Below are 13,991 nucleotides of genomic sequence, written 5' to 3'. Positions count from 1 at the left end.
TGGGAGCGGCAGGTTTCACGTGTTCGCTTCGATGCACCACGATGCATGGCATTATTTCCGATCCGACACGGTAGGGGGAGCGCCACAAAACCATTCCGCCGATATGCCAACGCCTACCACATTTAAAGGCACCTATCCCGTCTTGACCACGGCACCGAACGGAGACGTATACCTGTTGATCCGGTCCGGCGAAGACGCCGCCGGCTACCGTTCAGGGCAGCTGTTCCGGTGGGATAACGCGGCTTCCACATGGTCCAAGGTGGCCGTGATCGGCTCGTCCTTGAACAAATCATTCTACCCTGATGATCTCGTGTTTGATGCGAACGGCGACCTTCACATTTTGTTCGAGTGGTCCGCATTTGCGGCAAGTCCGCTGCGGCATGAATTGTCTTACGTCAAATACAGCCCATCGACAGGCAGCTTCTACAAGGCCGACGGCAGCGCCGTTTCCTTGCCGCTGACGCCGGGAATCGCCGATATCATCCAGCCGCTCGCCCCTACAGAAGCGTATGTTCAGACGGGAAGTGACCCCGGTGGTCCCGGTGTGCAGAGCGCCAAACTGGCCGTCGATTCGTCCGGAAATCCCGTCGTAGCCTACCGCTACCGGGAGGAAGGCAGCACGACCTTTTCCGTGAAGTATGCATCCTATGGAGTCGACGGCTGGAACCTGCAAACCGTGTATAACGCTTCCGAGACCAAGGCAGCCATTGATATTACATGGGCAGGCTCGGTGCCGCGGGTGTACTACGTCAAAAGCAGCGGTACGGACCGCGCATTTATGGCCGCCCCGACGGGCGGCGGCTGGAGCCAAACGTCCATCGCGCCAGGCAAGCCGATCGAGCGGCTTAGTGTAGAGCGTAATGATAACGGTATCGATATTTTGTACCTTGTGGACGTCACGAACCGCAAGCTGTATTACGGTAGAAACTGAGCCTGCGATCTTGCTGAAAGCGAGATCAAAGTATGCGTATAAATCTCCTGAAGGACCGCATAAGGGTGCGGTTCTTTTTCTCATTAACTGGCAGGACCAACAGCAGCGTGTCAATAGAACGATTTGATGTTTTTTGCAGGCTTGCACGCTACAAAATTACGCTCTTGTACGAACATTGTTATCTAGGGACATCGTGTGAGATATAATGGGAGCACCAAGTGTAAAAAAGGAGTTCTCGTTATGCGGAAATGGCTCGGTCACCTCATTCCCCACAAGCTGAAATACCGGTTGTTTGCCCTGTTTGCGCTCGTCATTTTGCTTCCGTTCAGCGTGCTGAATTTGTACAACTACCAGAAAATCGAATCGCTTGTCCAAAATAAAATCAGCGAGCAGAGCCACGAACAGCTGGACAATCTGCACCGGTCACTTGAGGATCAGCTTAGCATCGCGTTCAAGACGCTGATTTTTCTGGAACAGGATTCCGAGGTGAGACGCATTCTGCAGAAGCCGGAAGAACGGTCGGTACTGGACAATAAAGAGATCATGGAGGACAAGTTCAAAGGGCTCAACAACAGCTTTTTCCTGTACAATCCGTCCGTCTATTTCACGCTTCTCGACAACAGCGGCCATGTGTATACATCCTACCCGCCGAATACTTCCCTGAATTACAGCCAGATTGCTTCTAACGCATCTTTCAAGGCGCTTAAGGAATCCAAGTCCTCTTATCTCTGGGTGTCCGACGACGCCAATTACGTGTCACGGGACATCAGTAAAAGCCCGAGCCTGCTGTCTTTGTACGCCGAACTGCGCGACCGGAGCAACAAGGCCTACGGCTTGGCACGCATCAGCATCGATTTTTCCTTCTGGTTTCAATCTATGCTGCAAAAATCCGAAAGCGATCAAGCCTACTTCATCATGACCCGTAGCGGTGAGGTGATCGCAAGGTCGATTCCCGATTCGTCATTGTCTGCCGCAGCCGTCAAAGAAATCGCAGACATGCCGCAGAGCGGTCATTGGACGGATCAGCAGTCCGACACGCTGGTGAATTACAGCTATTTGTCTTCCCTGGATTGGTACCTCGTGGATCGAATACCGCTTCATCTGCTGTTCCGGGAAATCGAAACGCTGAAGAAGCAATACTTTGTAACCTTTTATGCCATTACCGCCGCGTTTATTGCGGTTGCGTTCATGATTGCCCATGCGTTTACAAGGCCGTTGTCGCATATGCAGATCAAGATGAAGGAGGCGGTCCGCAAGGATCTGCGGATCCGGCTGCCTGAGAAGCGGTACAAGGGAGAAATTTTGGAACTGACCCGGACGTTTAACACGATGATGGTCGATATGAACGGTTTGGTCCAGCGGCTGCGGGCCGAAGAACGGCAGAAGGATGCGGTGCATTTTCAAATGCTGCTGGCGCAGATGAACCCCCATTTTCTGCTGAATACGCTAAACACGATCAAGTGGATCGGCCTGCGGAGCGGTAGCGAAGAAATCGTCGAGATTTGCCTGTCGCTCGGAAAGCTGCTGGAGACGAGCCTCAACTCCGACGTGGACCTGATTCATCTCCGGGATGAAATCGAGCTTACGCGCGCCTTTCTTTATATTCAGCAGGTGAGATATGGGAACCGCTTTCAAGTGGAGTTCAGCTATGATGAGGAACTGGTGTACGCGCTGGTGCCGAAGCTGAGCCTGCAGCCCTTGGTGGATAATGCAATCAAGCACGGCATCGGCAATATGGCCGAAGGCGGACGGATTCTGATCCGGATGGGGCGCAGCCCGCTGCTGCAGGACCGGCTCACTCTGGAAGTCGAAGACAATGGCGTCGGCATCGAGCAGTCCACCAAAAATCAGGGCGAAGCCCGCAAGCGTCCGAGTATCGGATTGCAAAATGTGAGGGAGCGGCTGCGCCTTTTGTTCAAGGACAAAGGGGAGCTTGAGGTCATCCCGCTTGAGCAGGGTACGCTGTGCCGGATGCACTTGCCGGTGCTGCTGTCCGAGCCTTACGAGAATACGCGTCAATCGATATCATAAACGATCTAAATGGAACTAAAATGATGATCCGCTGATTTCTTGGGATGTGCAACTGTTATAAGTCGGAGCTGTGACTTTCTTTGGTTCCTTCTATCTAGCTGTTAAGGAGTGAAACGCGGATGTGGAAAGTGCTGCTGGTTGAAGACGAAACCTTTGTTAGGGAGTCGGTCAAGGAGATCATCCGGTGGGAGGAGATGGGCTTTACGCTTGCAGGCGAGGCGAGCAATGGTTTGGAAGCGCTGCCGATGATCAAGAACGACCCGCCGGATCTGGTGCTGTGCGACATCGTCATGCCGCAGATGGACGGCCTTGAACTTCTGCAGGAAACACGGAAAGCCGGCATCGGGTCCAAGTTCGTCATGCTGACCTGCATAGGGGACTTTGAATCCATGCGCCGAGCGATGGAATACGGAGCCTCCAACTATATTTTGAAGCTGTCCATGAGCGTGAAGGATCTTCGGGAGACGCTGTCCAAAGTGAGCAGGGAGCTGTCTGTCCGGCAGCCGCAAGTCGAACGTCCGGTTCGGCAGCCGGCGGCCCGGGAGAAGATTACGCACCCGGAAGTGAACAAAATTATGGAGTACATCGAACAAAACTACGATCAGGACATTACGCTCAAATCGCTCGCCCGTTATGTCATGATGGGGGAAAACTACGTCAGCGCCTTGTTTAAAAAGAAAACCGGGGAGACCTTGATCCACTATCTGCACCGGACGAGGGTCGAGAAGGCCATCGAATACTTGACGACGACGGACCTTCCGGTCAATCGGATCTGCCAGAACGTTGGTTTCATGAACGACAACTATTTTATTAAAATTTTTAAACGGATGACGGGGATGACCCCGAGCCAATACCGGATGAAGCAATAGAACAAAATGTATGTTCAGTATCTGTCGCGAGCCGCCGAACTGCGTATTTCTGTTCCATGGGAACCATGATTCTGTTACTTACGGCGGGGCCCGCCGCTTTGCTATCCTTGAGCTGCAACAAACAATTCATTTTGATACGGGGGGCTTCAATTGAGAAAAAAAGGTTGGCTTGCGGGATTCGTATCGCTGGTGCTGATCGCGGGCGTGGTATCGGGCTGCTCCGGCGGCGGAAGTAAGGGGGATGCCGAGGGGGCGGCGGGCAGTGCAAAAGCTGCTTCGTCCGCTTCAGGCGGCGCCGTCAAACTGAAAATGTGGGGCGGGGTTCCGCCGGAGGCCGGGCCGCAGGAAGTGGTGGATGCCTGGAATAAGGATCACCCGGATATTCAAGTGGAGTATGTGCGCTTTGTCAATGACGATGAAGGCAACTTGAAGCTGGATACGGCGATTATGACCGGACAGGATGTCGATCTCTTCGTCAACTATTCCGCTTCCCAGGCGTCAAAACGGGTTGCTTCTGGGGCTGCGGCTGACCTGAGCGCCTTCACGGACTATAATATCGATGAGAAAATGTGGCCCGAAGCGGCCGGCTGGAAGATCGACGGCAAATATTATGGCGTACCGACGACAAAAAGCTCCTTTTTCGTTGCGCTGAACAAGGATGCCCTGGATGCAGCCAACCTCCCGGTTCCGAAGGACTGGACCTGGGACGAGATGAGGGAATACGCCAAGAAGCTGAAGAAAGGCGAAGGCTACGGTTTTATCCAGAATACCGAGCCGTTTGTCGACCCGATCGACTCCGTGCTCGCCAAAGAAGGCTATACCAAAGCGGACGGCAGCTCCAACCTGGATCATCCGCTTGTGCGCAAATGGCTGGAAAGCTTGTACGGCATGATGAAGGATGACAAGACGACGCCTCCGCTCGGCGAGCAGCTGACGTCCAAAATGCCGGTCGAGCAAATGTTCCTCAGCGGTGAAGTGCCGATGCTGAACATCGGGGCCTGGCTGCTCCGCAGCTCCAACAACTTTACCGATTATCCGCGCGATTTCAAAATTGCGTTCGCCCCGGTACCGCGACTGGAAGAAGACGCCGCAAACTACGTGACCCGCGGTGGGCTGGGCGATTATATATCGATCAACGCCAAGTCCAAGTATCAGAAGGAAGCGTGGGAGTTCCTGAAATGGTACGCGGACGGCGGCATGGCACCGATGGCAGCCGGCGGGCGTCTGCCTGCATCCAAGGATGCGGATCAGGATACGGCGCTGAAGAGCATGCTGGGAGACAAGGGAGACACCTACGATCAGGAATCCTTGATGTACGTCATGTTTGACAATAAGACGCCGACCTTCGTCCGTACCGTCCCGCAGGAGGTTATGGATCTGCGCTCGCAGGAATACGAGAAGTACTTCCTGGGGTCCCAGGACCTGGACGCGACGGTGGCGGCTATGGTGAAACGCCATGACGAATATTTAAAATCCAATCCGCAGCAGTGACCTATCGCCACGAGAGTGGTGCGCTCATCTGAACACAAGGGATGGCCAAGTCTATTGGCTGTCCCTTGCCGCATTCTGGATAACTTCTTGCCCCCTTTATTGATCCGATTGCCCGATTATAGATAGAACGATTTGATGAACAAGCGCAGCGAGTCGTCCTCGAAGCGCTTTTTTTGCATCATTTTGTGATATGAAGACGATGGTTTTGTTCCTTCTGCGAAACGTCCCGGCTTGCTAGACTGAGGACATCAAAAATATGAAAGTAGGCGAAACGCATGAACAACCATTGGATGAGAAGGCAGCGCAGGCTGGGTTACGTCTTCATCGGGCCCAGCATGATCGGCGTGCTCCTGTTCTTTCTCATACCGGCCGCATACTCTCTGGGTTTGGTCTTCACGGATTACAAATTCATGAATCCCAAGGTCGGGTTCGTCGGTCTTGATAATGTAACCCGGATGCTGCACGACAAGCTGTTTTACCTGTCCTTGAAAAACACCGTGCTGTTCCTCGTGGCGGTGCCGGTGTCCATCGCGCTCGGCTTTGTCGTCGCGGTCATCCTGCATCGGCCTGCGGCATGAAGACGACCGGGACCTCGCCCGCCAGGCAAAGGTATCCGCCTCGTCGGTCCGCGGCAGCATCGGCGCCACCAAACCGCACTCAGCCTACCGGCTGGAGCGGGATGTCGCGATATTGTTTCCGGTGGAGCCGGCGATGCAAGGACTGGAGCTGCTCGTAGACGCGAGCGGGGATACCCGGCTTGCCGTGGAGTTGTGGGACACCGGCCGTCCGGAAAATTACGTGCCCTGCACAAAGGTGGCTGAAGCCGAAGCAGCTATTTCCAAGGGCGAAGCGCAGTGGATATCCCTTCCGCTGGCTTGGGCACCGGACACGCCGCAGAATGCTTTTGTCATCATCCGCGGGAATCCGGAGATCAGCCTGTACCGGGCGGCTGAACCCCTTACTGGCGTCCTCGCATTTGAGAAGGGGGCGGTGCCTAACGCTTCAGCTGATTTGGAAGATCATGACGAGAATCAGCCCGTGGTGGCCTGGAGCATGAAGTCGCTGGTCCGGCAGCCGTTCTGCTTCAAGGTTCTGGGTACGACCGCTGCCTATTCGCCGGCGAAGGCGGTCGGCGGATACAAGCGGCCATTCGGCGGACCCAATCTGTGGGCGTCGGATCCGATTGGGCCGGAGCACGAGGCATGGCTGCAGTTGACATGGGAGAGTGAAATCACGCTGCAGGAGGTGCGGCTGACATGGAACGACGACGTCAACGAAGACCTGATCAATCTGCATCATCATCGTACACCGTTCGAAATCATCCCTGAACTGGTCAAGTCATACCGGATCGAGGCATGCATCGGTGGGGAATGGGGCATGATCGCCAGTGTTAAGGATAATCGGCGAAGAAGCAATCGGATCGCTTTGAATGAGCGCATTTCCACCGACGCGCTGCGCCTCGTGATCGAACAAACGAACGGTGCTCCTGCCGCCGAACTCGTGGAGATTCGGGTATATTGATTGGAAGGTCAACGGAACCAATCATCGCAAAAGTACGGTTTAAGGCAGCCATCCACTAAGATGGCTGCCTTTTCGAGTTAGCGCAAGCTAGATAGATGGTCCTATGTCGAACCGCAGTATGAGACGATGTTCCCTTTTTGTTGGAAAAGTGAACCAAATTCGGGGTGATGAACGTAGTACCGAATAGTCCAACAAAAGGAGGTTCATTCATGAAAAAAAGGATGGCATGGCTTCTGACCGCCGCACTGACCTTGACCCCGCTGGTTCCAACCGCAGCGATGGCGTCCGGCACGGAAGCGACGGTTCCGGCCGCCAAAGGGCTTGAACAAATCGCCGCAGAGAAAGCGGAACTGCTCACGAAGCAGTACGGGACGATCAGCGTGCAGTACGCGCTCATCGACCAAGGGAAGATCCGAGTTTCCAGCCAAACCGGAACGAATGATCAAGAGGGCAAGGTTCCGCTAACGAGCGGCACGATGTACGGCATCGGCTCAACGAGCAAAATGTTTACGACCGCCGCCGTCATGAAACTGGTTGACGAGGGGAAGATCAACCTGGATACCCCGCTTGTACAGTACATACCGGAATTCAAAATGAAGGATGAGCGCTACAAGCAAATTACCCCGCGCATGCTGCTGAACCATTCCTCCGGGATTCAAGGTTCCAGCCTGAATAATGCGTTTTTGTTTGAAGACTCCGACCCTTACGCGCACGACACCCTGCTCGAGCAGCTGTCCAAGCAAAGCTTGAAGGCCGATCCGGGCGCTTTCTCGGTGTATTGCAACGACGGGTTTACGCTGGCGGAGATCTTGGTGGAACGCGTCAGCGGGATGAAATTTACCGCCTTCGTTCATCAATCTTTCACCGGACCGCTGGACATGAAGAATACCAAAACCTCGCAGGATATGGTGGATCCTTCCCAAACGGCAGGTCTCTATTATCCCGGCATTCAGCAGCAGCTGCCGAACGAAACGGTAAACGTGATCGGAACGGGAGGCATTTATTCCACAGCGGAGGATTTGGCGCGGTTCTCGCAAATCTTTACCGGACAACAGCAGGGCATCCTGTCAGCCAAGTCGGTGGAAGCTATGGGTCAGCCTGAATACAAAAAAGGATTGTGGCCAAAAGATGCGGACAATTCCGTCGATTACGGCCTGGGCTGGGACAGCGTAAGGCTGTATCCGTTTAACGATTATGGCATCAAAGCGGTCGTCAAAGGCGGGGACACGATTCTGTACCACGCTTCGCTGATCGCCCTTCCGGAGCAGAACATGGCCGCGGCTGTCGTATCATCAGGCGGAAGCAGCTCGACGAACCAGCTCCTTGCGACACAAATTCTGCTGGAAGCGCTGAAAGAAAAAGGGACGATCAAAGAGATCAAGCCGGACAAATCGTTCGGGAAGCCGGTTCCGGCCAGCATGCCGGAAGATCTGAAGAAGGATGCCGGATATTACGGCTCCACCAATCAACTGGTCAAGGTTGACCTGAAGGATGGAATGATGTCCGTCTCGGTTCCGAATGTTCCTGAGTATCCTGCGGAGAAATATGTGTACACTTCGGACGGAACGTTCGTGAACGAAGCGGGTACCGCGAAAGTCAGCATTGTGAAGGAAAAGAATGGCTTGACTTACCTATGGGTCCAGGAATACAGCAGCGTTCCTGAGCTTGGGCAAATAGCGTTGTCCCATTACCTGGCCCAAAAGCTGGACAGCAACCCGCTTTCAAAGGACACGGGACAGCAACCCGCTTTCAAAGGACACGGCCAAAGCTTGGGATCAGCGTGAAGGTAAAACCTATTATCCGGTGAACGAAAAATACACGTCAGTCATGTATTTGATGAAGCCTACGCTGGAGATCAAGCGGGCCCAAGATTTCCAAGGGTATTTGAACGCAAAAAAATTACCGGACCGAATACGGCAGCCAGCGTTCTTCAGGTTCCGGGCATGGGCGGCCGGGACACGTCGGAATACAGCTTCTATAAAAAAGACGGAGCCGAATACCTGGAAGCCGCGGGCAGCGTGTTCGTCAGCGAGGATCTGGTGAAGCCGCTGTACCATGGCAAACAATCGACCGTCAGCATCAAGGCCGATGGTTATGCAAGATGGTTCACGGTTCCGAAGCAAGCCGCCGGAAAAACGATGACAGTGAAGCTTCCGGTTGAAGGAGGATTCGTCGTTTATGACGCCGAAGGCACGCTCGTAAATATGAGTGAAGTCAGCGGATCTAACCAAGTTGTCCTGCCTAAGGACGGAATCGTTGTTTTCGCAGGAGACGCTGGAGCTTCGTTCGACGTCAAACTCGATAAAAAGTAAGGTATAATACGTAACCTGCTATCATCATTCATCATTTTATAGCTATTGAATGCAAAACCACCGCATCCTTCATTTACTAAAGGGGCGGTGGTTTTATATTACAGAGGGAGCGAAATTCTGGCTGTAACTAACGAGCTGCCATTCACTTGGATTACCCGGCTCAAATACAGTAGAATAAGTAAAACCTAAGCTCGCAGGGGGCGGTCGAACAATGAACAACAGTAAAGAGTGGAAGCAGGCCGAACATGCTCTAGCCCGAATGGAAGTGCTGAAACAAGGCAGCAACGAGCCGGTGGCGATAACCGGTGAATCGGAGGATTTAGTCTGTATCGGCATTGGAACCGACGCGGCTGTGTTTGTATACGAACCGCTTCCAGCGTATGCATATAAGCTGTACACGGAAGCTGCGCTTCCAAAGAAGCAGGCGGAAATTCATGTCTACAGCCGGCTGGAAGGCAGTCCGTTTTTTCCTGTGTTTTACGGGTCAGGAGAACGCTATGTCGTCATCAGCCGGGAAGAAGGTATGACTCTGTATGATTGCCTCCTGTACGGAATTCCGGTGCCAAGGCAGGTCATCGATGACGTGGAAGCCGCCCGTGCATTTGTAAGGATCAAAGGGCTTAACCCAAGGGACATTCATCTGAAAAATGTGCTGCTTCAGGACGGGCGCGGGAAAGTCATTGACGTGTCAGAATATGTCCAGAGCGGAAACGATAAGCGGTGGGAGCATCTGGAATGGGCGTATGACAACGTGTATCCGCTGCTGGAAGGCAAAAGGATTCCCTTATGGCTGATCGAAGCCGTGAAGACGGCTTATAACCACCTCGATCCGTTGAACATTAATTTACAGGAGTTTTCCGAACGCATACGAAAGCTTTTTATAAAAATTAATTGGCCTGCCTCTTGACCCTCACATTAGTGTCAGGGTTTACAATAAAGACCAGCCGGGCAGGAAGGAGGAGATGTGGCCTTGAACATTGGAGAATTGGCGGAGCGGACCGGTGTTAGCATTCGCTCCCTTCGTTACTATGAACAAAAGGGGCTGCTTACGCCGCTGCGAAAGGAGAACAGGTACAGGGAATATACCCCGTTTGCAGTCGAGCAGGTGCAGGCCATTCAGCTGTATTTGAACCTTGGATTGTCTACAGACGAAATATCCGGAATATTGCAGTGTGTCTTGCAGAATAAAGAAGCCTTTTGTAAAGACGTGCTGCCGATCTACCAGCAAAAGCTTCAGGAGATCGATAAACAGATTCAGGTGCTGACCAGCATCCGGGCCAATTTGACCGAGCGCATCGATTCCATCCTGCTCGAACGATCACTATCCGGTCAGGAGGAAGGTTAAATGAGTATTCAAGCGGTTGACGATACGACGTTTGCGTCGCAAATAAGAGCCCAGGGAACCACATTGGTGGAATTTGGAGCGGTATGGTGCCCTCCCTGCAAGAAGCTGCTCCCCATGCTGGATGAATTGTCTGAAGAGATGGGGGATCAGGTGCATTTTTTGAAGGTGGACTGCGATGAGTCTCCTGCTACCGCTAGCCAATATCAGGTGATGTCCGTTCCGACGGTCATCGTGTTCCGTGACGGTGAGGCTGTCGAGAAGCTGGTCGGCCTTCGGCCGAAGAGCGTTTACGAGCAGGTTGTATCCAAGCATAGCTGACATGGGGATTAAGCTGTAAGCGAAGCTGGACGATTTTCCCGGTAAGAAGGGTGGATTGTCGCCTCCGCGGTGAGATTTGATAATTAGTATGAAGTCATCAATAGACGGCGGTTCCGGAAGCATGGTTCGCATGTTGGCCGGGCGCCGTCTTTGTCTCTTTGAGGAAGGAATAAGAAAACACAAACCGATCGATAAAAACGACATGTTAAACAGTGGAAAGCCTTGTTAATATGTAAGCGATTTCAAAACAAGAAAGGTGGGATATGATTTGATGGGTTGGAGGAAAAAGGTCAGCGCCAGTCTGATCGTATTGATGATCTGCTCCCAAGCGGCAATGGCCGGAGGGAAGCAGGCAGCTGACGCTGCCGCAGCCGGGGACGTGAACTTGGTGGTTGGCAGTACGGCGACAGCAAGCTCGGGCAGCGCAGCGAACGCGGTGGACGGCAAAGGCGAAACCGTATGGCAGCCATCAGCCGCCGACAGAAAGGATGATATGAACGTGTGGCTTTCCATCGACTTGGGTAAGGAGGAAACCTTCAACAAGGTGATGTTCAACCTGAACCGGGCAGACAATCTTAAGGATTACCAGCTGCTCTATTCGAACGACCAGACGAATTGGGATGAAGCATTCAGCAAAAACAAGGATTTAAGCGCATCGGAAACCGCCAGCTTTGAGGCGGTCAGCGCACGGTATTTGAAGCTGAGCCTGAATCTCAGCAAAGACCTGAACGTGCAGCTGTCCGAGCTGTCCGTGTATAACAGTACGGAGGCACCTGCACCGGCGGACCTTCAGCGGATCTATTTTACCGATGCGGCCGGAAAGGAATACCCGAACAACAGCGAAATCCGGCTGAACAAAGGAGAAGAAGCAGAGCTGTTTTTGAAAGGTGAACTGAAATCCGGCAGCGTCGTGGATTTAAGCGAAGTGGCGAAAACCTTTAAATCTTCCACCATGGACGTGTCCGTATCCCCTTCGGGAACCGTGACGGCGAACCAGGTCGGGGCTTCGCTGATGCAGGCGGTCGTACATACAACGGAAGATTTGAAGACAAGCGATCTATGGGTAGTCGTTGATGATCCCGCAGCCTTTCAAGGTGAAGCCTATGTCGTTAACTCCAAACTGACGCATCCGCGGATGAAGACGGAAATCGGACAGCCGGCTGTCATCGAACCGCAGGACGTTTATCCGACCGTGTCCCTGACGCCTACCGTAAACGGAAATGTCACAGGCGAATTGATTTATAACGGAAACAAGACAATTGATGCCTTGCCGAAGACAGCGTTGACTAAAGGAGAAGCGGTGGAATGGACGCCTGTGGGGAAAGCGGACCAGCAAGGGTCCTATCAGCTGCGGTTGACGGTTGAACAGAGCGGCAAGGAACCCGTGTACGAATCATATTATTTTACCGTGCTTGATCCCAAAAGCGTTCCTGCGGGACAGAGCCCAATCGCTTTCCTGGGTAAAGACGGGAAGATGGTATACGTAGGCGATTACCGCGGCAACCAAATTCTCGACTTCTCGAATGTTGGCTATATGGGCGGCGGTGTAAAGATACCGAACGTGCCTGTAAAAGCCACCGTATCTCCGGGAGACGGAGATGATACCGCACGCATCCAGGCAGCGATCGATGAGGTGGCCCGGCTTCCGCTCGGAAAGGACGGGTTCCGTGGCACGGTCCTGCTGAAAAAAGGCAGATATGACGTCGGTGGCACACTGACCGTCAAAGCCAGCGGGATCGTGCTGCGGGGCATGGGTCAAGACGAAAAAGGAACGCTTATATACGGCACCGGGGCCAATCCGCGCAATTTGATCGAAATCGGGGAGAATGTCGGCCTTGCTTTGGACAGTGGCTCTAAGCAGACGATCTCCGATTTGTACGTGCCATCGGGTGCGCGAACCTTTCATGTGGAAGACACCAGTGCCTATCATGTAGGCGACCAAATCGTCGTCCGCCGGATCGGGGATAAAAACTGGATTCATGCCATCGGCATGGATTACATTTACAACCGTCCGGGCGGTACGGTAACCCAGTGGTCTCCGTTCAACCTGGATTTTGACCGGGTTATCACGGCCGTCGACGGCAATTCTATTACGGTCGATGCGCCGCTGGCAAGCGCGATCGAGCGCCAGTGGGGCGGCGGTGAAATCTACAAATACACGGATGAGGCCCGTATTCAGCAGGTAGGCGTCGAAAATATGCGGGTGGATTCGGACTTCGATCCGAGCGTCCTCGATACCGTCATGGATAACGATACGACCGACCCGTATTATGCGGACGAGAAGCATGCCGAGCGCTTTGTCGTGTTTAACAGTGTTAAAAACGGCTGGGTCCGGGAAGTGACGGGGTATCATCTGTCGTACTCTCTCGTTCAGATGAGCCGCAACTCCAAATGGATCACCGTTCAAGACAGCAAAATGTACGACATGGTCAGTATCATCACCGGCGGCCGCCGGTACGTGATCCATCAGATGGGCCAGCTGAATTTTGTGCAGCGGATTTACACGGAGACCGCGCGGCATGCATTTGTCGTTGACAGCAGGGTGCAGGGGCCAAACGTATTTCTGGACGGTGAGGCGGTCAAAAATTATAACACCAGCGAACCGCATCACCGCTGGTCCGTAGGCGGACTGTTCGACAACATCAAGGCTCCGATTTCCATCCGGGACAGAGCTTGGCTCGGCAGCGGCCATGGCTGGGCCGGGGCCAATTATGTGAGCTGGAACACAGAGGGAGAGCTCACCTCCCAGCAGCCGCCGACAGCGCAGAACTATGCGATCGGCCATGTCGGCGAGAAGGTGCCCGGTCTGGTTCCGAGCGACTATGATCCCCGTCCGCGAAGCGACGGATACTGGGACAATTACGGCCAGCATGTGACCGTTGAGAGCCTGTATAAGCAGCAGCTGGAGGAGCGGCTGGGCAAAAAAGCGCTGAACAACATACAAAAGCAACCAACAGTTAGTTCCGGCTAAGCAGCATACACAATTTGTTGAATGAAGCCAAGCGATGAAGCCATGATTCCCATCCTATTCTCTTTAGAGTACGGCGGGCGGAATCATGGTTCTTTTTTATCTAAGCATAAAAAACACAACCGCCAGGAATCTATGCCATGGAGAGACGGGCGGATCAGGAGTAGCATGAAGGCTGGAATTACGCCATGAGCGGAATGAATCT

Annotated in this window: 10 protein-coding genes and 1 pseudogene; all 11 read left to right on the top strand. The window is 53.4% G+C overall.

The window, feature by feature from the left end; translation table 11 throughout:
* Window positions 1-931, top strand: a 931-nt coding sequence (locus CPT76_RS12575) for a BNR-4 repeat-containing protein (RefSeq protein ID WP_105443169.1), incomplete at its 5' end; no start/stop codon positions are given.
* 240 nt (window positions 932-1,171) lie between these two features.
* Entirely contained in the window at window positions 1,172-2,962 is a 1,791-nt protein-coding gene (locus tag CPT76_RS12570) for a sensor histidine kinase (protein ID WP_105443168.1), read from the top strand.
* Between the two features lie 119 nt (window positions 2,963-3,081).
* Window positions 3,082-3,831, top strand: coding sequence for a response regulator (locus CPT76_RS12565; protein ID WP_105443167.1), 750 nt, complete (start codon window positions 3,082-3,084; stop codon window positions 3,829-3,831).
* A 150-nt stretch (window positions 3,832-3,981) separates the two neighbouring features.
* Window positions 3,982-5,322 (top strand): ABC transporter substrate-binding protein, encoded by a 1,341-nt coding sequence (locus tag CPT76_RS12560; RefSeq protein ID WP_105443166.1) that lies wholly within the window; start codon window positions 3,982-3,984, stop codon window positions 5,320-5,322.
* Between the two features lie 275 nt (window positions 5,323-5,597).
* Entirely contained in the window at window positions 5,598-5,900 is a 303-nt protein-coding gene (locus CPT76_RS12555; RefSeq protein WP_105443165.1) for a carbohydrate ABC transporter permease, read from the top strand.
* Window positions 5,863-6,843: a hypothetical protein gene (locus CPT76_RS12550; RefSeq protein ID WP_105443164.1), complete on the top strand. Its 981-nt coding sequence runs from the start codon at window positions 5,863-5,865 to the stop codon at window positions 6,841-6,843. Before CPT76_RS12555 ends, CPT76_RS12550 begins: the two co-directional genes overlap by 38 nt.
* Before the next feature lie 209 nt (window positions 6,844-7,052).
* Window positions 7,053-9,155 (top strand): annotated as a pseudogene (locus CPT76_RS12545) (serine hydrolase domain-containing protein).
* Window positions 9,156-9,366: 211 nt separating this feature from the next.
* Window positions 9,367-10,062, top strand: a complete 696-nt coding sequence (locus CPT76_RS12540) for a serine/threonine protein kinase (RefSeq protein WP_105443163.1) — start codon at window positions 9,367-9,369, stop codon at window positions 10,060-10,062.
* Window positions 10,063-10,125: 63 nt separating this feature from the next.
* Window positions 10,126-10,500 (top strand): MerR family transcriptional regulator, encoded by a 375-nt coding sequence (locus CPT76_RS12535; protein WP_105443162.1) that lies wholly within the window; start codon window positions 10,126-10,128, stop codon window positions 10,498-10,500.
* The gene (gene trxA / locus CPT76_RS12530) at window positions 10,501-10,818 is read left to right on the top strand and encodes a thioredoxin (protein ID WP_105443161.1); all 318 of its coding nucleotides are present in this window, start codon (window positions 10,501-10,503) and stop codon (window positions 10,816-10,818) included.
* 271 nt (window positions 10,819-11,089) lie between these two features.
* Complete coding sequence (locus CPT76_RS12525) at window positions 11,090-13,789, top strand: discoidin domain-containing protein (protein WP_105443160.1); 2,700 nt, start codon at window positions 11,090-11,092, stop codon at window positions 13,787-13,789.
* Window positions 13,790-13,991 lie beyond the last annotated feature (202 nt).

The sequence above is a fragment of the Paenibacillus sp. AR247 genome, from assembly GCF_002968895.1.
Taxonomy (GTDB): domain Bacteria; phylum Bacillota; class Bacilli; order Paenibacillales; family Paenibacillaceae; genus Paenibacillus_AQ; species Paenibacillus_AQ favisporus.
Note: the sequence above shows the minus strand (reverse complement) of the source record. Positions and strands in the feature narration are given on the sequence as shown.

Excerpts from the sequence above, each read along its gene's own strand:
- CPT76_RS12565 (WP_105443167.1), top strand. The coding sequence starts at position 3,082 with ATGTGGAAAGTGCTGCTGGTTGAAGACGAAACCTTTGTTAGGGAGTCG.
- CPT76_RS12570 (WP_105443168.1), top strand. The coding sequence starts at position 1,172 with ATGCGGAAATGGCTCGGTCACCTCATTCCCCACAAGCTGAAATACCGG.
- CPT76_RS12540 (WP_105443163.1), top strand. The coding sequence starts at position 9,367 with ATGAACAACAGTAAAGAGTGGAAGCAGGCCGAACATGCTCTAGCCCGA.
- trxA (WP_105443161.1), top strand. The coding sequence starts at position 10,501 with ATGAGTATTCAAGCGGTTGACGATACGACGTTTGCGTCGCAAATAAGA.
- CPT76_RS12555 (WP_105443165.1), top strand. The coding sequence starts at position 5,598 with ATGAACAACCATTGGATGAGAAGGCAGCGCAGGCTGGGTTACGTCTTC.
- CPT76_RS12525 (WP_105443160.1), top strand. The coding sequence starts at position 11,090 with ATGGGTTGGAGGAAAAAGGTCAGCGCCAGTCTGATCGTATTGATGATC.